12 protein-coding genes and 1 pseudogene are annotated in these 20,606 nt (G+C 63.0%); 6 read left to right on the top strand and 7 right to left on the bottom strand.

Annotation, left to right across the window (positions count from 1 at the left end; translation table 11 throughout):
- Positions 1 to 2: 2 nt before the first annotated feature.
- Both AXK11_RS00485 and miaB read right to left on the bottom strand, forming a co-directional pair.
- Complete coding sequence (locus AXK11_RS00485) at positions 3 to 542, bottom strand: hypothetical protein (RefSeq protein ID WP_068628241.1); 540 nt, start codon at positions 540 to 542, stop codon at positions 3 to 5.
- 66 nt (positions 543 to 608) lie between these two features.
- Positions 609 to 2,084: a tRNA (N6-isopentenyl adenosine(37)-C2)-methylthiotransferase MiaB gene (miaB, locus tag AXK11_RS00480; protein WP_082780708.1), complete on the bottom strand. Its 1,476-nt coding sequence runs from the start codon at positions 2,082 to 2,084 to the stop codon at positions 609 to 611.
- A 265-nt stretch (positions 2,085 to 2,349) separates the two neighbouring features.
- On the opposite strand from miaB, the gene AXK11_RS00475 reads away from it, so the two are divergent.
- Positions 2,350 to 3,882, top strand: coding sequence for a hypothetical protein (locus AXK11_RS00475; protein ID WP_156469112.1), 1,533 nt, complete (start codon positions 2,350 to 2,352; stop codon positions 3,880 to 3,882).
- A 189-nt stretch (positions 3,883 to 4,071) separates the two neighbouring features.
- Here the strand turns inward: AXK11_RS00475 and AXK11_RS00470 are convergent, their stop codons facing one another.
- The 3 genes from AXK11_RS00470 to AXK11_RS00460 form a co-directional block, all read right to left on the bottom strand.
- Positions 4,072 to 6,468 carry a TonB-dependent siderophore receptor gene (locus tag AXK11_RS00470; protein ID WP_082780707.1) on the bottom strand — a complete coding sequence of 799 codons (2,397 nt, stop codon included), beginning with the start codon at positions 6,466 to 6,468 and terminating at the stop codon, positions 4,072 to 4,074.
- 589 nt (positions 6,469 to 7,057) lie between these two features.
- Complete coding sequence (gene rlmN, locus AXK11_RS00465) at positions 7,058 to 8,191, bottom strand: dual-specificity RNA methyltransferase RlmN (RefSeq protein ID WP_068628238.1); 1,134 nt, start codon at positions 8,189 to 8,191, stop codon at positions 7,058 to 7,060.
- A 185-nt stretch (positions 8,192 to 8,376) separates the two neighbouring features.
- Positions 8,377 to 9,840, bottom strand: coding sequence for a glycosyl hydrolase (locus AXK11_RS00460; RefSeq protein ID WP_068628294.1), 1,464 nt, complete (start codon positions 9,838 to 9,840; stop codon positions 8,377 to 8,379).
- 362 nt (positions 9,841 to 10,202) lie between these two features.
- Here AXK11_RS00460 and AXK11_RS00455 point away from each other — a divergent pair, with 362 nt between their 5' ends.
- Entirely contained in the window at positions 10,203 to 10,784 is a 582-nt protein-coding gene (locus tag AXK11_RS00455) for a MarC family protein (RefSeq protein WP_068628292.1), read from the top strand.
- 392 nt (positions 10,785 to 11,176) lie between these two features.
- Here AXK11_RS00455 and AXK11_RS00450 read toward each other — a convergent pair whose 3' ends face one another.
- A complete protein-coding gene (locus AXK11_RS00450) occupies positions 11,177 to 12,661 on the bottom strand; it encodes a hypothetical protein (RefSeq protein ID WP_068628237.1) in 1,485 nt (494 codons plus the stop codon).
- A 122-nt stretch (positions 12,662 to 12,783) separates the two neighbouring features.
- Positions 12,784 to 14,490: a hypothetical protein gene (locus tag AXK11_RS00445; RefSeq protein ID WP_156469111.1), complete on the bottom strand. Its 1,707-nt coding sequence runs from the start codon at positions 14,488 to 14,490 to the stop codon at positions 12,784 to 12,786.
- 111 nt (positions 14,491 to 14,601) lie between these two features.
- Between AXK11_RS00445 and def the strand changes: the two genes are divergently transcribed.
- The 4 genes and pseudogenes from def to AXK11_RS10130 all read left to right on the top strand — a co-directional run.
- The gene (def, locus tag AXK11_RS00440; protein ID WP_068628235.1) at positions 14,602 to 15,219 is read left to right on the top strand and encodes a peptide deformylase; all 618 of its coding nucleotides are present in this window, start codon (positions 14,602 to 14,604) and stop codon (positions 15,217 to 15,219) included.
- A 270-nt stretch (positions 15,220 to 15,489) separates the two neighbouring features.
- Positions 15,490 to 16,086, top strand: a complete 597-nt coding sequence (locus tag AXK11_RS00435; protein ID WP_068628228.1) for a DUF6580 family putative transport protein — start codon at positions 15,490 to 15,492, stop codon at positions 16,084 to 16,086.
- An 868-nt stretch (positions 16,087 to 16,954) separates the two neighbouring features.
- The gene (locus AXK11_RS00425) at positions 16,955 to 19,258 is read left to right on the top strand and encodes a TonB-dependent siderophore receptor (RefSeq protein ID WP_082780706.1); all 2,304 of its coding nucleotides are present in this window, start codon (positions 16,955 to 16,957) and stop codon (positions 19,256 to 19,258) included.
- Between the two features lie 49 nt (positions 19,259 to 19,307).
- Positions 19,308 to 20,312, top strand: a pseudogene (locus AXK11_RS10130) (ABC transporter substrate-binding protein); the annotation flags it as partial.
- Positions 20,313 to 20,606: the final 294 nt, after the last annotated feature.

Raw genomic sequence — 20,606 nt, 5'->3', positions numbered from 1 at the left:
CTTTAGTATGTGGTGGCGACAAAAACGAGCAGCGCACCGTAGGCCGCGAGCATCGCGCCAAAGACACGGCTACGCGCGGGGCGGCCGAACAGCCACTCAAAGAAATCGCGCAACCGGTAGGGCACCGCCCCTAGGTACAGCGCCAGTGCAATCGCCAGATAAACCAGGCTCACGAGAAACAGCCGCTGCGGCAGCTCGTACTTCATGTAGGCCGCATCCAGCAGCGGCGAGGCGCCGAGGAGCACGAGGATCGCCACCCCGCGCACCGCCAAAAAGTCAGGCACGTACTTGAAGGACAGCGCGGCAATCGCCCCAAACCCAATCGCAAGCAAGGTGCGGTGGCTGCCGAAGTCGGCCTCCGGCAGGTGCCACACTTTGTAGAGAAACCACAGTGCCGCGCCGCCAAAGAGCAGTAGCGCCGCCGCGCTCGACCGCGGCCACTGCTTGCACAGGGCGGCGACAATCGCCCGACCGCTGAGCAGCGCGAGGCCAAGGCCGAGGAGCAGGGCGGCGGGAATCAGTGTGGCGAGCGTGAGTGACATGGTTCGTTTGGATAAAAGTGCGGCGAGAGCGTGAAGAGAGCGAGAGGGCGGAGGAGTGAGTTTTTATCAAGCGGCAGAAACGTGGGGAGAACGCGCAGCGCCAAGCGGAGTCGCGGCGGAAGCTCCCTCGGCAGCAGTCGCGTCCACACCGGCGAGGACGAGCGAGCCGTACAACGTGCTGACCGAGGCGCGCTCGATCCGCAGCGGCACGAGCTGGCCTATGAGCCGCGGATCGGCGTCGAAGATGCACACGCGGTTGCCGCGCGTGCGGCCCGTGAAGCGGCGGCCAGTCTTGTCGGGCCCGTCGACGAGCACCTCTTGCGTGGTGCCGATGAGGCTCGCGGTACGCCGCCCGGAGTTGCGCCGCAGGATGTCGAGCAACACCTGGTTGCGCCGCTCTTTCTCGGCCTCGGGCACCTGGTCGGCGAGCTCGGCGGCGACGGTGCCGCTGCGGATCGAGTACTTGAAGATGTAGGCCATGTCGTAGTTGCAGGCCTCGAAGAGCTCGCGCGTTTGCTCAAAGTCGGCCTCGGTCTCGCCCGGGTAGCCGACGATGATGTCGGTCGAGAAATACATGTCGGGCTGCGCGGCGCGCAGCGCCTCGACGATCTGCCGGTAGCGCTCGCGCGAGTAGGGCCGGTTCATCGCGCGCAGGATCCGGTCGCTGCCGCTCTGCATCGGCAGGTGCACGTACTCGCAGAGCTTGGGCAGCCGCGCGTAGGCCTCGACCAGGTCGGCCTTGAACCCGCGCGGATGCGGCGAGGTGAAGCGGATCCGCTCGATGCCCTCGATCTCGTGCACCTTTTCCAGCAATTGGACGAAGGGGCTGACACCGCCCGTGTGCGCGTAGTCGCGCCGCCCGTAGCTCGTCACGATCTGGCCCAACAGAGTGATCTCGCGCACGCCTTTCGAGGCCAGCGAACGGCACTCGGCGACGATCGCCTCCATCGGGCGCGAGCGTTCGTCGCCGCGCGTTTTCGGGACGATGCAGAAGTGGCAGTCCATGTTGCAGCCCTGCTGTATCGAGACGAAGGCGCTGACTTGCGGCGCGGGTGGGGGGCCCTCGCCGTCGGGGCCCGCGCCCGCATCCGCCGTATCGATCAGGTGGTCGCGGATCGTGTTTTGCGAGCCCGCCTCCTCGGCGATATCGACGATCGAGCTGCCGATCGGCACGCCCGCTTCGCGCGCCGCACGCAGGTTGTCGAGGTAGTCGGGCACCTGGTGAAACTTCTGCGTGCCGATCACCAGATCCACGTCGGGCAACGTATCGAGAATCGCCGCGCCACGGTTCTGCGCCATGCAGCCCAGGATCCCGATCACGAAGTCCGGCTGCCGCTTCTTGCGCGCGGAGACGTAGCCCGCCTTGCCCAGCGCCTTTTGCTCGGCGGCGTCGCGCACGCTGCACGTGTTGAGCAGCATGATGTCGCAGGCGTTCTCATCGTCCACGATCCGGTAGCCCCGCCCGCGCAACATCGCCGCCACCGCCTCGCTGTCGCGCTCATTCATCTGGCAGCCGTAGGTTTTTATGTAGACGCGGTTCACTGGGAGGAAGAAGAGGGCGGGAAGCCGAGACAGGGCTCCGGCTGGTTGGAGTTCGAAAAAAAGCAGAGCTTTAAGCGGGTGGGCGGCGGCGCGGTCAAACGCGGATTGCCAGCCGGGGGCGCCGCTGCTTTGGGTACAAAAACCTATGGGACTTTTCGACCGCCTCTTTACCCCGCGCAAGCCCTCCCTCCCAGCCCCTCCTGCCTTGCGCGCATCGGTTCCCGCGCCGGCAGGCCAGACCTCACAGGCAAGCAGCCCAGCCACCGTGCCCCCTGCGCACCAAAGCCCGGACACCACGGCCAGCACCGATGGCGAAGCCGAGACACACAGCACGGCCCGAGGCTCCGCGCGGCAACGGCTGGTCGAGGCCCGCGAACGGCTCGACGCGAGAGACAGCGCCGCCGCGCTCGCCATCTACGAAGAGCTCCTCGCCGACGAATCCGGCGGCGCGGGCGCACGCGCCGATGTGCTCGTCACCATCTCTGGCGATCTCGGCAGCACGGGCCACTTGCGCGAGATCACCGAAATCGTGGGCCCGCGCTACGACGCCCAAAAACACGGCCCCGCCACCGGCCTCAACCTCCTGCAAGCCTACATCGCGCTGCGCAACGTCGATGCCGCGCAGCACATCCTCGACATCCTCTTCGGCCTGGGCCGCCCCGAGCTCGAAGAGCGGCTCCACGGCTTTTCCAACGCGATTGCCGAGCTCATGGCGCAGGGCCAGTTCGCGAGCGACGGTCCCATCTCCCCCAGCGTTGGCCCCGAGGGCGGGGCCCTCGACGCTTCGGTGGCGACCCAGCAAAACGAAACCGCGCGGGTCAACCTCGTCACCATCAGCAAACCCATCTGGAGCTACGGACTGGAAGACGCCCTCGGCGAGCTCTTCCCCGCGCGCGAAGGCGCGAAGGGCGTGCGCCGCGTGGCCTTCGCCCAGCTCGCACTCCCGGGGCTGGAGAACATCATGACACTGGCCGCCCAGCCCGAAGAAGAAATGGGCCGCCTCAGCCGTGCGATCCCGCTATGGCTCGCCGAGACTTTTAGCTACTCGCCGCTCTACGCGCCACTCGCCGCAATCGGCGTGCAAGGGACGCCCGGCCAGCCCGGCCACTACGCGCTCTTCGCCAACGAGTGGACCACCGACAACCTCCGCCAGCTCGTCGAGTCGGCGGCCCAAGAGGGAGCGGCGGGAGGAGCGGGAGGGCTTGACTACATCTTCACCGGCGCGCTCCAGCAAAGAAGCGGCGACTACACGCTCACGCTGCGCGTGTGGGAAGTGCGCAAATTTCGCGAGCGCAAGAAAATCGTCCTGCGCTGGACGCCCGCCACCGCCGATGCCGAGCTCAGTAAACTGCACGCCTACCTGCGCCAGTTCATGGAGTGGCGGGAAGGGCCGGAGGGGCGCGAAGCCGAGGAGGGAGGGGCGAGCGAGGGCGGCTCCCCTCCCGCCGCTCCCCTCCGCTACGCCGCGCCCACGCAGCCCAGCCGCTGGCTGGATACACTCGGCACCTCACTCACGCTCTTCCTCGCGAGCAAAAACGTGCTCGACCGCGGGCAAGTCCCGCCGCTCGACGCCCCGCTACGCGCCGCCGTCGACCACGCCACCGGCACACGCGGCACGCCCGAAGAAACCGCAACCGCGCTCGCCGCGCTAACCCTGCTCGCCCGCGCCCGCGAACTCGGCACCGCCGAGCCCGCCACTCTCGAAGAGCTCACCGCCACCCTCCGCGAGTCCGACAGCCCCGAGACTCCGCCCCTCCAACCCCTCCTCACCCAAGCCCTCAGCGCGCTCGACTTGTAGGTAAACCAAGGGGGCGCACGCACCTCCCAAATGGCCTGAGTGCGCTGAAAGCGCGCACTCAGTCCTTTGCCTACAAAAAAGGCGGGCCGCCTTTCACAGCAGCCCGCCGGGGAGAAGAGCGAGGCGAGTCAGGGCGCACTCAACAAGGGCGGCGCGCTCCAGCGGAAACGCGCCACCCGGGTTTCGCCTTTAGAAGCTATACGAGGTTGTGAGGCGGATGTTGCGCTCGGGCAGGAACCCGATCGCGTGGCGACCGCCCGAGGACATCAGCACTTCCTTATCCATCAGGTTTTCCACGTTGAGCTGGAAGCGCAGCGAGCCGAAGTCGTAGCTCGCCCCCGCATTCCAGACCGTGCGCGCCGGGAGGCGGAAGCTGGGCTGTATAATCTCACCGAGCGAAGTGCGATCCTCAGAGAGATTCTCTCCGACCGAGTCATCGGAGTGGGTGAAGCCGATGTACACATTGAGGCCCTTCACCGGGCCGCTCGAAAACCCGTAGCGGAGCAGCGCGTTGTACATCACGTCGGGGACGTTGGCGCGGCGGCGGCCGACCTGATCGCGCATCTTCATGTCCGTGTAGCTGGCCATGAGGGTGAGGTTGGTCGTGACCTGCCCCACGACATCAAACTCGATGCCTTCGTTGGTGATGTCGGCCAGGTTGTCGGGGAGCGTCGGGTCGAGCCAGCGCAGCGGGTGCGGGGTCGCCACGTTGGTTTTCTTCAGCTCGTAATAGGCAGTGGTCACCGAGAGGCGGCGGTTGAAAAACTCGAACTTCAGGCCGCCCTCCTGCTGCTTGCCGTCGCTCCAGAGGCTGACTTCGCCGGTGCTGCCATTGACGCTCACCACGTCGGAGTTGGTCGAGTAGCTGCCGTAGACGGAGGCCCAGGGCGTCACTTTGTAGAGTGCGGCATAGGAAGGGTCTTTCTTCGAGCCCTTGGCCTTGCTGCCCACGGAGCCAGAGAGCCGGTTGTAGTTACCACGGTAGTTGCGCTCCTGATACGAGACACCGCCGCTGAGCAGCAGCCGCCCGCGGAAGGTATCGACCTGAGCATGGGCGTAGAGCTGGTTCTTCGTGCGGCGCAGGTGGCCATTGTGCCGATCCATCACGGTGGGCCCCAGAGTGCCAGTCGGCCGCGGCGGCTGGGGGAAGAAGGGCTTGCTGAAATCGTAGTTCGGCACGGGGTCTTCCTGCACTTTGTAGGCTTTGGCATGCGTCCAGTTGCGCGTGCGGGCGGCACCAGTGACCGTGTTGAGCGTAGCAAAAGGGACGCCACCCGAGGCCCCGCCAAACTCCCACTTGCCCGCAAGGTCGACTTGATAATGCGCCTCGCGCGCCCAGTCGTGGTTATAGCTCTCGCGCGCCCACGCCGCCGCCGGGCCATAGGCGCTGGGGCTGTATTCGGGCGAGAAATCAATGGCGTTACCCACGTAGCGATTGGTCACCTCGTGCCACGGCTGGGTGGGGTCCTGTAGCTGCCAGTCCACATTGCTGTATTCGCCGGTTTCGGGGTTAATACGCCGGGCATTCCAGTCCCCCGGCCGCCACGAAAAGACCTCCCCGCCATCATTGTAGGTATGCGAGTAATGCTGGAGGGTGGCGACACGCAGGTTGAGGTGCTCGCCGATCGCGGTCAAAATTTCGAGCGTGCCGCGGCGGATCTTGTTTTCGCGCACCGTCCACTCCGGTTGCCCGTTGGAGCTGCCGATTTCGTAACCCGGAGCGAGGCTGCCCACAGAAACCACCTCTCCATGCGGGTGGTCGTGGCTGAGGCGCAGGTTATTGGCGTTGGCCGCCGTCGCTCCGTATTGGCCCCAGTTGAAGAGAAAGCCCTTCAGCTTGATCTGGGTTTTCTCGGAGATCGCCCAGGTGAGCATCGGGTTAAACGTCTTGCTCTTGAGCCGCCCGGGCACGACCGAGGGCGCATCGCGATAGCTGCTGACGATGCGATAGGCAAAACGCTCCGTGCCGGGCACGCGACCAGTCGAGTCCAGGCTCAGGCGGTTGCCATAGTGCTGGTCGGCCAGCTCCACCCGGGCGACGTGCGCGGGATCCTCAAACTTGGGCGACTTGGTCACCAGATTGGTCGAGCCGCCGACCACACCATTGGGAGCGAGGATGGCATTGGGGCCTTTGAACACCTCGATGCGCTCCATGAGCTGAGGCTCGATGTTGGCAGTGAAGGAGCCCAGGCCGGTAAAGTTATCCACTGTGGCCCCGAAGATCTCGAAGCCACGCACCGTCTGCCGCTCTTGAATACCATTTATGCCACCAAGCACAGGCGTGCTCATCCCGGATACATACTGCGTCGCATCCAGGATTGAGGCCGCGCCAATATCATCGACAAAATCACTCGTAATAACATTGATGGTCGCCGGTGTATCAATCAGTGCCCGGCGAAGACGCATCGAAGCCGAGTCAGTCACTCGATAGCCACTCACCCGATCAGAAGAAACCTCAAAGGGAGATAAATAGACCATCTCATCTTCATTGGCCTGATCTATATATTGATTCGATGGGGGATTTTGAGCAAAACTTGTCAGAGGCACAGCCACTGCAAGCAGGGTGAATACTCGATGTAGGGTCATACGCTTTTAGTTAGGGTTTTATGTTACTAGCTATCGCCCCAAAGCAGGGCGATGTAGGGAAAGCATCAAAAGATCCGTTACTCGTCTTTATAAACAGCGAGCATGGCAGGCCTGAAAAAGGGCGCCCCAATACGGCTAAGCTCCCGAAAATAAACCGCTTGGGATCCGCCCGCTTCCCGCTTGTCCGGCAAATATAGACTTGACGCGCTAATAAAGGCGCAAAAATCAGCCCGCAGCCCGCAGCCCGCAGCCCGCAGCCCGCAGCCCGCAGCCCGCAGCCCGCAGCCGCAACGGCAACGCAAGCGGTCAGGCAGGGAAAAACAACTCAATAGAGTTATCCAGACAGAAGACATTGGGGCGGGGACAGGTGTTAGGAGAAGCGTAGGCACTCGGTAAAATCCGACACCCAGATGACAAGTATTTTTACACCAAATACGTATCAGTCCCTATAAACTCCCCGAAGAGCAGACCGCTTGATTCTCCCGCCTGTTATTCCCTGCCCCTCTGCCTCAGCCAGTAGGTAAACCAAGGGGGCACGCTGCGTCCGCCTGTAGTGGAAAGGCGATAGGAACCGAGCCACGGAGTGAGTTTAATCGGTCAACGGCGGAACGGGACTTGGGCCGGCCAGTTGGCCGCAGCCGGCGGCGATATCGATCCCGCGGCGTTGGCGCACGGTTGAGGGGATGCCAAATTCGTCGATCAGCACGGACTGGAAGCGGCGGGCGGCCTCGCTGCGTGTGGGCGCGCCCGAGTAGCCTTGCGTCGGATTCAGCGGGATCAGGTTCACCTGCGCAGGCAGCCCTGCGAGCAGGCGCCCCACGGCTCGCGCCTGTTCGGGCGAGTCGTTTTGGCCTTCGATCAGCGTCCATTCGTAAAAAATCCGCCGTCCAGTGCTCTCGCTGTAAATCCGGCAGGCGTCGATGAGTTGCTCCAGCGGCCACTTGCGCGCGGTGGGCACGATTGCGGCGCGCTCGGCCTGGCTCGCCGCGTGCAGCGAAACCGCCAGGTGCACCCGACGCCGTTCGCGCGCGAGCCGCAAGATCTCGGGCACCACACCGACGGTCGAGAGCGTGATCCGCTCGGCCGCAATCGCCAGCCCCGTGCCGTCGCTGAGGATGTCTACGGCGCGCATGACGGCCTCGTAATTGTGCAGGGGCTCGCCCATCCCCATCAGCACGATGTTGCGCAACCGCTGCTCCCCAGCACGCGCCGCACCAGAGCCGCCCGCGATTTGGCCGGCACCATCGGCAGCGGCGGCAGCGCGGAGTAGCTCGCGCTGCACGTGCACGGCCTGAGCCACGATCTCACCCGCCGAGAGGTGGCGCGTGTAGCCGCGCTGGCCCGTCGCGCAAAACACGCAGCCCATCGCGCAGCCGACTTGCGAGCTCACGCAGGCCGTCACCCGACCCGTGTAGCGCATGAGGACGGTCTCGATCCGCTCGGCATCGTGCAGCCCGAGGAGGAATTTCCGCGTAAACCCATCGCTCGAATCGACCGCCTGCACAGTTGGCAAAACGCCAAGGCGGGCGCGCTCCGCCAACACCGCGCATACGCGGGGCGGCACGGCTGCGGTCGCCTCCATTTCCCGAAAATCGCTCACGCAGTGCCAATAGAGCGCACGCCACACGGGCCCCGCGTGCACGGGGTTTACGCCCCACTCGGCCAGCGACTCGCCCAGCTCCGCCCGCGTCAGCGAATACAAATCAACGGGCAGGCGAGTCATGGTGCAAGAAACAGGGCGAGGATAACTACCCTGTGCAGGCGGACCATAGTATTCATAGAGGTAGCGTTGTTGTGTATTCAGGGCTGGAGTGACTGGTCGGGGAAAAGCGTAAGTATTTGCTCGGGCAAGATGGCAGTGACGCGCTTGCCGACCTTTACAACCCGCGAGCAGCTCCGCGTGTTTTTTTAGAAAAAGGTGTAATACTCGCCCTCCGCCAGACGCTGGATGAGGAGTGCCAGCTCCATCGCGTGGTAATCGCCCCACATCGACGATTCGCCGCAGGGAACTTTCTGCCCCTTGGGGATGTGATCCCAGCCGTTGGGCCGGTGGTAAACGCTATGCAGGAGCAGCCCTTGATGCTGCGGATTGGTGGAAAGATAGGGCTCGGCAAAAAGCGTATTGGCGACGGTGAGGCCGGCCTGCATGTAGCGGCGCGCGGCGCGCGGCTCGCCCTTGTCCGCCAGATAAGTGCCCAGCCGGATGAGCCCTTGGGCGGCGATGGCGGCGGCCGAGCTGTCAACCGGCTCGTGCGGGTTGTAGGGATCGGCCGGGCGCGCGCGGTAGTCGCCGAGCGCGTGGATGCTGGCCGCGCCGCTGTCCCAGTAGGGCACGCCGTCGAGCGCGGAGTAGCCGTCGATGTAGTAGTCGCTCGTGGCCCTGGCGGTTTCGAGGAAAAGCTCGCTCACGGCGCGCCGCCCGCCGACTGCGCGCAGCTCGGCATCGTCGATGGTTTCAAGAAACTCCAGTTGCTCGGGGTAGCCGCAGATGATCCACGCCGCGCCACGCGTCCAGGTCGTAAAGGGCGAGTAGCCCTGCTGCGTGCTGGAGCAGCGGAACTGGCCGTCGTTGCGATTAAAGATCGACTCGTGGGCGACCCGCCCGCGCAGGTCGTAGCTGTCGCGGCCCGCGCCGAAAAAGACGTTGTAGCGGGCGGTCGTCGCCGCGTGCTCGATGGCGCGGTGCAGGAGGTTTATCCGCCGGTCGCCCTCGCCCATCAGCGCGTGCCCCAGAGAGTGCGCGAGGACGAGTGCGCGCAGCGAGCGGATCGTGTCGGCAAAGAGCGACTGCGGGCCATTGAACGAGTAGAGATAACCACTGGGGACGAGGCCCGGCGCGGGCCGCCGGTGAGCGGACTTTGCCGCCGACTTCGTGCCCCCGGGCAGCTGGCCGACGAGTGGCGACCAGGGCTCGCGCTGATCAGTCGGCGCGTGGCGGGCGGCCTGCACCGCGCCAGAAACTTTTAGCGCGAGCTCCGCATAGTTGAGCTCGTCCTGATTAAACGGCATGGCGCCTTCGAGCATGAGGCGGCGCAGGTTTCCGTAGGTGGAGACGTTGTTAAACCCGTGGTCGTGCACGCCGATGTGCGAGACGTGCGAGGCCATGAAGCGCAGCGTCTTCTCGCGGCCCAGCGTGAGGAACGCCTCCTCGCCCGTCGCGTCGAACTGGAGCAGCGCCATGCCAAACTGGAAGCCCTGCGTCCACTCCGTCCACCCGCGCGCCGTGTAGCGGCCCTTGACCGTGAAGACGGGCGTGCCCTTGGCGCTGTCCCAGGACTTGTCGATGGAGCGGATTTTCTGGGCGGCCAAATCGAAGACGCGAGCGACCTTCTTCTGGAGTTTTTGCGGGGTGAGCGTGGTATCGATTTTCACGGCAAGGAAATGGGGGAGGCTACTGGCAAAGCGCAGTGAGCGCGCACGCACAGCGAGGCGGGGCCACGCCACAAGCGCGCGGACACTCCGGCCGCTACCACAAGCCGCCGCGCGCGCCTGCGTCAACGGGCGACTCGGCCTTTATCAACTCCAGCCGCACAAAAAAGCGCTGCGCACAACGCGATACCCGCTCCCGCGCACGCAGAGCCGGCGGGGAAATGTTAAGCGGGGGCGGCTGGTATAGAAATCCCTCCACGCGCGCGCAGAGCCGGCGCGCTGTGCAGCCGCCAAAATGAGACGCGTCCTTAAGACGCCGAGGCCCCTTGCGCGCGCAATCGGCGGAGCCCGATGCTGAGCCCTCTATGATCAAACACTTTGCTCAAGCGTTTATCCCGCTCTTTGTGGCAACAGACCCGATCGGGCTGGTCGCGATTTTCATCGCCCTATCGCGCGACACCGAGATCGGCCAACGGCAGCGGATCGCCCGCCACGCGATCCTCACGGGCGGCGGCGTTGCACTCGTTTTTCTGTTCCTGGGCAAAAGCATTTTCACCGCGCTGGGGATTTCCGTCAGGGACTTTCAGGTCGCCGGTGGGCTGATCCTCTTCATCCTCGCCGCGCGAGACCTGATCCGCTCCGCCGCCGAGAAGCCCGAACCGCTGGCCGAGGGCTTCGGCGTCGTGCCGCTGGGCATGCCACTCATCGCCGGCCCGGCGACCATCGCCGCGCTCCTGCTCCTCTCCGAAACGGTTGGCCTGTGGATGACGCTCGGCGGCCTGGTCGCCAACCTCGGGATCATGGCACTGGCCTTTGCGTACAGTAACTGGCTCGGCCGCCAGATCGGCCAGACGGGGCTGCGCGCCATCTCCAAAATCGTCTCCATGCTGCTGGCCGCCATCGCCATCCACATGATCCGCGTCGGCGCAATCGAGTCATTCCAGTAACGCGCCCCTCTCTTCCCACTGCGCGTGGGGCGGTAGCGGGTCGCCACGGCCATTCAATTTGCGATTTTGCCACGTGCGCTACGCGCCCAAACAAAATCGCAAATTTACATGAACTCCCCCTGTCGCGTTGCGACAGGGGCTTCAGACCTCTTTATAAAGACGGCCTCGTTGTGCCGCGTCCGGTACAGCGTTTACGCGTTAACCAACGAAATTCGCCCAAACGGGTTCCCCATCGGCCTTCTCCGCCCGACCGGAGGTCGGGAGTTCCTTACTGTACGGTTTGCGTGTTGTGCGTTCCGCACAACACGCAAACCGTACAGTAAATGGAAGTGGTCACTGACCACCGCCCCACGCGCAGTGGCGATCGTTGACCGGTTTATCATGCGCGGGGCTCAGTACAAGTTTACGGGGAGGGCGCGGTAGCGGGCGCCAGCGGCATTCAGGATCGTGCTGGTTTTTTGGGCGCGGATGTCGTCGCCCGCCCTGATGCGCAGCCGGGTGCTGAGCTGGGTCACCAGCGCGCAGTAGTCTTTGTTGACCATGATGCCGAGGAGCTGGCCGCTTTTGCTAAACACGAGGTCGCCGCGCGAGGGGGAGAAATTGCCCAGCAGTCGTTTGATCAGCCGGTTGTCCAGCTTCACATATCTCGCATAAGCCGGGTTCAGCTTGAAGGGGACTTCGCCGTAGCCTTTACCGCCGCCGGAGATGAGGACGGCCTCGGGAAACTTGAAGGGATCGTCCGTAGCCAGCGTGTAGATTTTTACCCCCAGGCTGGCGGCCTCTTCTTCGCTGATCGGCAGCGCGACGAGGCGCGGATCCACGTCCAGAAAAGCGAGCTGCGCGGGCTCCACGCGTGTGCGCTCCTGCGGGCGCGTAAGCGAGAGCTTGAGCTGCTCCCAGTCGCTGCCCTGCTCGACCACGGAGAAGGGCGTGTCCTCGACGTGCAGCAGGACGAAGGTTTGCTGCCCGTCGTTGACGAGGATGGTCAGCGCAGACTTGTCGCGCGTGTTTTTCCCAAACACGCCCTGCCGCGTCGCCCGCAGTCGCACCGAGATCCGGTTGGCGAGAAACTCGTCGTATATGAGGTTCGCGTTGATCGGGCGGTGCTCGCGGATCTCGCGCTTGAGGCCATCGGCCTCCTCGGCGAGCTCGTCGATGCCCTGAGCCAGCCGCACGCTGTGCTCCTGCACGCGGACGCGGTCTTCGCGCTCGGCGTCGGCCTGGCTGCGAAAGGTCTCGGCCATCGTTTGGAGAAACTGCTTCTCCTGCTCGGCGACTTGCACGGCCACGCTCAGCCCCTGGATTTGCTCTTGGGCTGCGGCGACCCGGGTCTCGGCGGCGAGGCGTTGCTCTTCGAGTTTGGCCATCTCGGCGGCCTGGCGGGCGGCTTCGGCCTCCTTGGCCTCAAGCTCCAGTCGCAGGCGCTGCATCTGCTCGCGCGAGAGCGCGGCGTCGCGCTGGGCTTGGGCGAGCGCGCGCTGGATTTCCTCGGCCAGCAGCGCGGCCTCGGCCTCGCGTTGCTGGCGGGCGAGCTCGGCGGCGCGTTGCGCTTCGGAGAGGTGTTGGAGGTTGGCCTCGCGCTGCTGGAGCGACTCCTGCGTCCGGGCAAGCTGCGCCTCGCGGGCAGCGAGGTCTTGCGCGGTTGCATCGAGCTCGGCGGCGAGCGCAGCGCGGCGGGCGGCCTCATCGGCCAGCGAGAGCTGCATCGCAGCGACCAGGTCGCTCTCAATCGGGTCGGGCCCGTCCCCCGGCTCAGCCGGGATTTGCGGCCCGAGCCGGACGGGGGGCCGCGAGACTTCCAGCTTCTCCCACTGCGTGAGCGCGATGAGGTTCAGGAAGAGAAAGTCGATGATGATCAGTAACAGCGTCTTGTTCACAGGTTTCGACGGGCTTTATTGCTGCGCGCGTGAGGGGAAGCGCGGAGCCGCGCGCACAGCAGGGTTTAGTTGGGCCAAAGCGAGGGAGGGAGAGCAGGGGGGCCGCGAAGGACCGGGCTGACTCAAGCAGCGGGCGCGGGCTCGGTGGCGGCGCCTTTATCGGCGGCACTCGCGGCAGCCTCGGCTTCGAGGATGAGGCGGGTTTTAAATCCGCGCACATGGCGGATTTTTACCAAGGCCACGCAGACGAGGCCGAAGAGATTGGAAGCGTAGGCGGCGAGCAGGTTGTGGTCGATCACGCCGAGCACTTGCAGGACGAGGGCCGTCGCCGTGCCCATCATCCCGATGTACAGGCCGCTGTCGAAGAGGTTGTCCTCATTTTCGACGAGGCGGAGCTTGAGCAGCGGGGCGAGGGGCTGCGCGCGGATCTCTCCGATCTTTCGCAGGCAGATGAAGTAGATCCCCACTTGCAGCAGGGCGAAGATCGCAATCGAGATGAGGGTCGAGCTATTCATAGACGGGGAGGGGAGGGTTTCAGGTGACTCGGCCAGTGCCGCGACATTGGCCAAGAGCGGGATCGAGAGGCGAAAACGGTACTCGGAAAACGGCTCGCTGGCGGCCAGCAGGTAGGGCTCGGTCGCGAGGATGAGGAGCCCTGCCGCAAAGATCGCGAGCACACCACTTTGCACGGCGGAGCGGCCCCAAACATCTGCGCCCGGCCCCAAAACCGAGGAAAGCAACGCACGCTCCACCCCGCGAAACAGCAGGAAGGCCGCGGCCAGGTAGCCCAGGTACTTGAGCGCCAGAGTGAGCCCGGGGTAGCGCAGGCTGAAAACCGCCGCTGCGCTAAACACGGGCGCAGGGCTGCTGTGCTTGATCGGGACCTGGTGGGTGACCAGTTGCTGCACCGCGCCGCCGCCCAGCGCGAGCGCGAGGCGCAGATCCGCCGCGCCCGCTTTTCCGTAGCGGATCAGGTAGCGGGCCACGCGGTCCGCCGAGTCGGTAAATAGCGCCGCCGTGTAGATGATCGGCAGCTCGTCCGGCGCGATTCGCGCCAGGTGCGCGTACTCGCCCAGCGTCGTGCTCGTGCTGCTGCGGCTCACCAGCTCCGCCAGTTGCACCCAGTTGAGCCGCTGCGCGAGCGAGAGCAGGTCGATGTAAACCTCCTCCAGATGCCCGAGCGCATCCTGCTGATTGGCCGCGCTCGCCAGGTCGCGCAGCTCGCGGCGCAGCTCCGGCGAAAACTGCTCGCCCTGGTACAGCAAGGCCGTGAGCAAAATCACCGCATCGAGCGGCTGCCCGCCGGGTTGCAGCGCGGGCACGAAACGCCCCGCCTGCGCCACCTCGCGCGTCGCCAAAATCGCCGCCACGCCCAGCGAGCGCGTGCCGCTCAACGACGCGCGTAGAGCCCCGCGCGCCGACTCCGGCGCCAGCAGCTCAAACACGGGCGTACTGCGCAGGTGGCCCGCCTCGTCGAGCGGTGCCCCACCCCCGCGCTCAGCATCCAGCCCCAGCCCGAAGAGCGGCTCCAGCGCAGGCGCCCAGCCGCCCCAGCGCACGAGCGCAGGCTGCGCCTCGGCAAGCCCGCCCAACGACTCCGCAATCGCCCCAGCCTCGGGCGAGCCGATCTCGCGCGCCGTCGTAAGGATGATCTGGGCAGGGCCCAGTTTTTCCGTATGCACGAAACGCTCACCCAGCGCCGCGAGGCCTGGCGTCCCCCGCCCCGCTGCCTCAAGCTGCGGCAGGCCAAGCGACTTGAAACTCACCGGCAGCAGCCACGCCAAAACACCGATCCCCAGACCCGCAAGCAAGCGAACGGAAGCAGCCACAGCAGCAATCTGAGTAAATTTACTCATCCTAGATGACACGGGTTTTGCAATTGCATTGCTCCGCGCCAAGCATGAACGCAACGCTGCCTCATTTAATTAAAGAAACTCCCTATGACCCTCGAGCTTGCTTACTACAACTCCCCCGTGCTGCGCGAAAAAGGCGCGCCCGTGACCGAGTTTGACACTGCGCTGCGCGGGCTGGCCGCCGCCATGATCCAGACTATGCAGGAGTCGGGCGGCATCGGGCTGGCCGCCCAGCAAGTAGGCCGCGCGATCCAGCTCTGCGTCGTCGATGTGCGCAAATCGAAGATCGACTTCGACTGGGAACTCGATGGCGGGCGCCCGCCGCTCGACCTGTTTATGCCGATGGTGCTCGCCAACCCGCAGATCACCTTCGCCCCGAAAAACGAGATCACGATCTACGAGGAAGGCTGCCTGTCCTTCCCCAAGGTCGGCGAAAAACCCATCCGCGCCGACGTCGAGCGGCCCGACAAAATCACCGTCCACTACCAGGATGAACACGGCGTGCCCCACGTACTGAAAACCGACGGGCTGCTCTCCCGCTGCATCCAGCACGAAGCCGACCACCTGAAGGGCACGCTCTTTATCGACCGGCTGGATCGCCGCAGCCGCACCAAAGTCGATCCCGCAATCAAGGCACTCGCCAAGGCGACCGAGGCCGAGAAAAACGCCGCCACACTCGCAGAGGCGGCCAAGATCCCCGCTTAGGTCAGGCGCGGAAAGGCGTTTTATTTGTCCGATCCCTGTTGTCCGCTCTCTCCTCTCGGCTTTGATCAGCGCCACCTCTCTCCCGCGCCCCCTGTCTCGCCACCCGCCCATGAGTGACCGCGCGAACGCCCGAGGAGCTATCACCACGCGCCGCGGAGACAAAAAGGCAAAACCGCCTGCCCTACGGCAAACGCTCCACCCATCAACAAACGCCGCAGCGCACACGCCTTCCCCAAACACTCCCCCCTTCTTCTCATCATTCCGCCCCTCATGTTGCACGCAGTAATGATCATCGTGCTCGCCGCCGCTTGGCGAGTCGTCCCGCTTTGGCACCCCGAGCTCGCAAACTTTTCCCCGCTCATGGCCCTGGCCTTTTGCGGCGGCGTGTACTTTCGCAACCGCTGGCTATGGCTCGTGCCCCTCGCCGCGCTCGGCCTCTCCGACCTCTACGTCAACTACCACTACGCCACGGAGTATGACTTCTTCGAGATGCCCTGGAGCAGCGTAGCCCTGCGCATGCTCTGCTTTGTGGCCGCAATCGGCATCGGCTGCCTGATCGCGCGGCGCAAATCGTGGGGCACGCTCTTTGGCGGCGCCTTTGCGGCCTCGCTCCTGTTCTACCTCGTCACCAACACGGCGGCTTGGGCGGAAGACGGATTTTACGCCAAGACACTCGCAGGCTGGTGGCAGGCACTGACAGTCGGCCACCCCGAGTACCCCTCGACCTTATCCTTCTTCAGAAACTCGCTCCTTAGCGACCTGAGCTTTACGGCCCTCTTTGCCGTCGCGCTCGAATACGCCGCCCTGCGCACAGGGCAGCACACCCTGCTCACGCCACCCGCGCCAGCAGAGCCGGTGGCGGGCTAAGGCACGCGCCCATTGTTGTGCGGGGGCTACCCGCAATAGAGAAATAAAGCCAGGAAAGCCAAAGACGAGAGGGCGAGACGCGCTTCCCCAAGCATCACCCCGCCCTCGTGCCAATCGCCCTCCCTCAATTACGTACGCACCGCTGCGGCCAATTCAGCTCATGCAACCCACGCCTTCACCACTGAGCACACCCGCCCCGCCTCCGCTGCGCTCCCATTGGCAACGCATCGCGCTGCCCGTCCAGCTTTTGGCCCTCGTCCTCACCATCATGCTGCTGGGCTCCGTGCGCTGTGAGCGAAAAAGCGCCCCCACCCCACCCCGCTCCCCTCCGGTAACCGCGTCAGTGCGCGAGACGGCGAACTCCACTTACGATGATGCTCTCTTGATTTTTTGCGCGCAGGTCACTTTCGCTCCTACGCATAGTAAAAAGCCATCTCGTCATCCCAAACCTGCAAATCCATAGCTTGCAGGTAGTACGTGGAGTTGGCTCGGGCGGATAAAAGCGTCCGCTCAAAATCGGATTTGCATTCAGGCGACACCGAAACACCCGTTTGGCCGTAGCCCCCTCTTGGCAATGTTTACTCGGGCCCACACCCCCACGCCGACTAAGCGAGCAGACGCTTCGCGTCTGCTGTCGCTATCAGCTCGAAAGCTCGAAAGCTCGAAAGCTCGAAAGCTCGAAAGCTCGAAAGCTCGAAAGCTCGAAAGCTGATGTAAAATACGGCGCCAGCTTGTCAAGTAATTTATTAAAAATAAGTTACGCTCATAGACACTCCCGTTTTTTAGCCAGTGACGGCCCTTCGCCGTGACTGGCTTTTTTGTGCCCGCTACTGAGCACGCAGCCACAACCCCAAACCCCAAAACCCCGATGAAATACCCCCAGCTAGTCCCCTTCGCGCTCGGCCTTTGCGCCCTTGCCACTTCTGCCGGGCTGCGCGCCCAGCCGAGCCCTTACTCCCCTGAACAAGCCGAGCCAGAGGCCGAAGAGCTCGTTGTGCTCTCGGCTTTCAATGTATCGAGCGAGACGATTGATCGTTATCGTGCGGCAGAGGCTGTCTCTGCGGTGCGGATACGCACGCAGTTAATTGAAACACCGAGCTCAATCAGCGTCCTTACGCGTGATTTTATGGAAGACGTCGCACCTGTACGGATACACGATGCGGCTAAGTACATTGCAAGTATCCAAGACGGAGAAGGTACGATGTATGGCGACCGAATAATGATTCGCGGGTTTGAGTCGGCATTTAGCCGCACAGTCGATAACTTCGGCGACATCGGTGCACACAACTACGACGAGTCTCTCATTGAGCGCATCGAAGTGAGCAAAGGGCCCAACGCCATCCTCTCCCCCGGAGGCCCTCCCGGCGGCACGATCAATATCGTAACCAAATCCCCACAGTTTATCCCCAAACACTCGCTTACTGCCCTAATCGGTAACTTCGATGCGCAGAAAGTTACGCTCGATACGACTGCACCGTTTGGCTCCGATCACTTTGCCTACCGTTTGATCGCTGCCTACCAAGATACAGAACGCTATTGGGCGAGCAGTGCGAAACTGCGAAGCAAGCTAATCGCTCCACAGTTCACGTGGAGGGTTAGCCCCACGAGCGAACTCGTAGCGCGCTACGACTACCTTGAGACGTCTGTATTTCGCGAGCCCGCGCTGATCATAGACTCCTCGGTAACACGGCGCGGCCAAGAACCAATCCTTGGCCCAGGTTTTCGCCCCAAAGGCTTAAACGGCACGCCGCCCTGGAGCGGACTCGCATTTCAGAAGCACAGTCTGTCGCTCTCATTTAGCACCTCTTTCAATCAATACCTGGTCATGCGCTTGGCGGGACGCGTCCAACGTTTTGACGAGTATTCCGACCAAGCCTTTCTCTTCCCCCCTGGTATGGCCGCTCGCTACAATCCCTATACAGGTATCGCGACGCCTGACGAGGTATGGGGGCTCGCCAATCCGAATGCCGACTACGACGAAGTGCTCAACCCGTACATCGCAACCTCTTCGCCCTATTACGACCCCAGCGCGGTACCGATTCGCGGAGAGCGGATTATTAAAGCCCAAGTTGAAAACTACGCGGTCCAAAACGACTGGGCACTCAGTTTTGAGACGCCGCTCGCGAGGCTACAAACAGTCACAGGCTTTGCCTACGTGTACGGTGAGTTGGTAGATCAACGGGTCAATGGTGCGCTCGCACCGATCAATCTCTTCGACCTCGCCAACCAAGACAGCAGCGTGGCTTGGGATACAGTGCTTTTCCGTGACGTTAAAAACGAAAACACCAATTGGCAGGTCTACCTCAACCAGCGAGTAACTTTTTGGGAAGACCGCTTCGCGCTTTCAGGCGGTTACCTGCGATATAACACAGAGACCAAGTCGCTCGATAAAGCTACCAGCAACCCGCAGGACGTGCTAGACGAGTCGAAAGATATGTACCTGGCAAGCCTCCTCGTTCGAGTAACGCCTGCCGCATCCATTTACTATAGCTACTCGACCAACGCACAGCCTGCTGTGGTCAACTTCACCCCACTGTGGCGCGAGGGAAAACAGCACGAGTGGGGCGCAAAACTGGAGTTTTTCAACCGTCGCCTCGCGGTGAACCTCGCTTATTTCGAGATCAACCAAACCAATGTTTCGACTCCAAATATAGAGTATTACGCAGGAGACCTGAGCCAGCCCCCTTCCTTCCTCTCCGACTTCGGTAACCACGGCACCGAGGTGGAGATCAACGGTGCAATCACACGCAATCTCTCCGTTATGGGGAGTTTCACCAGACTACGGATGCGCGATTCGCTCGGGCGCCACGTGCGCTCGGTTTCGGATCAGCTTGGCGCGGCCTTGGTCAATTATCGCTTTAATGAAGGTCTCCTTAAAGGGCTCAGCCTGTACACAGGTTTTAGCTACGTAGGCGAACGGGCGGGCGATACACCGAGCGTTGATTTCACCCCACTTGGCGTGGCCACACAGAACAGCTTTTTCGTCCCAAGTCACACAACATGGAATGCAGGTGGGGCTTATACATGGAGCCGCTACCAGCTCCGGTTGATGGTCGACAACCTCACCGACGACAAGGGCTATGTGAAGGGCTCAGGTGGCCGCTTCTCCCAGAGCGGAATCGAAACTGCCACTGGCCGCAACGTCCGCCTCCAGACAACAATGAAGTTTTAAGCTGCAACAAGGCGGTTTATCATCGCCGCGTAAACCCACTCTTCCGACCATGCGAAAGTTCGGCTCTCCCGGCGTACTTGCCATCTTGGTCGGGGCATTGGCAACGAGCTTGATCGTCGCGCTGCTGCCTGCGGATGAGCCGCAGGGTATCCAGTTTTGGACCTTCTCTCTTATACAACGCGACTCTTACATCCAAAAAGTTGAGGAGTGGAACCGCAAACACCCTCAAAACCCCTTCGTAATGTCACTCCTGCATGATCGTGCGTTGGAGCAACGGATGCTCTCGGGATTTCTCTCAGGCACGCCAGTCGGCGACCTTTTGGAGGTTCATGAAGGCGTCTTTCCAAAAGCTTTTCTCGGGCCAGTTGAGCAGATCGGCTTTTTGGATATCACCGACCGGCTCCATGCAGAAGGGCTTTATGAGCAAATCAACGAGCCTTCGTTCTCCCAACAAATCTCGCGTGGGCGGCACTTCGGACTCCCTCACGATGTGCACCCGGTTCTACTCGCCTATCGGGCAGATATTGTGGAGGCAGCGGGAATCGACGTGTCGCAGATTGAGACTTGGGACGACTACTTTCGCCTCATGCGCCCACTGATGGAAGACCGCGATGGCGATGGGCGGCCCGACCGCTACTTGCTCAATCTCTCGGAGATGAGAGAGGACATGATCAGCATCCTGATTCTCCAAAACGATGGACAGATTTTTGATGAGAGCGACTCCCCTGTCTTCGCTAACGAACGCAATGCCGAAACGCTCGCTACCATCACTACATGGATTACCGGGCCCGGGCGTGTAGCCATTGATGTGCCGTTCAACGGGTCGGGGCACCGCCAGCATCTTGATGGGCTCGTCATCGGCACGACTGTGCCCGACTGGATGCTGGGCATCTGGAAAATCGAGAACCCACAGCTCGGTGGGAAACTCAAGCTCATGCCGCTGCCTGCCTTTCACAAAGGCGGTCGTCGCACCAGTACACGAGGCGGTTGCATGATCGGGATCAATAAATACAGCGCACACATTGAGGAGGCTTGGGAAATGGCCAAAGCACTCTATACCTCGGCCGAAGTCGCCGAGCAAACGTGGCGCAAAACGATGATCCTCTCGCCAGTGAAAACACTCTGGCAGGAGCCGTTTTACCACGAGCCCGATCCTTATGTATGCGGCCAGCCCTCCGGCACGCTTTATATTGAGGCGGCGCCCAACGTACCACGGCGCCCCTCCTCCCCCTACACAAATATCGCCTATGCCTACATCACCAACGTCGCGATCGCCCTTCGTGCTTACGCCGAGAAACACAACCTCTACGACGCCGAAGTCCTGAAACCCGAGGCCCTACGCCTGCTT

Origin of the sequence: Cephaloticoccus primus (assembly GCF_001580015.1) — a bacterium.
GTDB lineage: Bacteria > Verrucomicrobiota > Verrucomicrobiia > Opitutales > Opitutaceae > Cephaloticoccus > Cephaloticoccus primus.
This window is presented reverse-complemented; position numbering and strand designations above follow the sequence as displayed.

Bases quoted from the DNA above. Each gene is read 5' to 3' on its own strand.
- AXK11_RS00485 (WP_068628241.1), bottom strand. From the start codon at position 542: ATGTCACTCACGCTCGCCACACTGATTCCCGCCGCCCTGCTCCTCGGC.
- AXK11_RS00470 (WP_082780707.1), bottom strand. From the start codon at position 6,468: ATGACCCTACATCGAGTATTCACCCTGCTTGCAGTGGCTGTGCCTCTG.
- rlmN (WP_068628238.1), bottom strand. From the start codon at position 8,191: ATGACTCGCCTGCCCGTTGATTTGTATTCGCTGACGCGGGCGGAGCTG.
- AXK11_RS00455 (WP_068628292.1), top strand. From the start codon at position 10,203: ATGATCAAACACTTTGCTCAAGCGTTTATCCCGCTCTTTGTGGCAACA.
- def (WP_068628235.1), top strand. From the start codon at position 14,602: ATGACCCTCGAGCTTGCTTACTACAACTCCCCCGTGCTGCGCGAAAAA.
- AXK11_RS00435 (WP_068628228.1), top strand. From the start codon at position 15,490: ATGTTGCACGCAGTAATGATCATCGTGCTCGCCGCCGCTTGGCGAGTC.
- AXK11_RS00425 (WP_082780706.1), top strand. From the start codon at position 16,955: ATGAAATACCCCCAGCTAGTCCCCTTCGCGCTCGGCCTTTGCGCCCTT.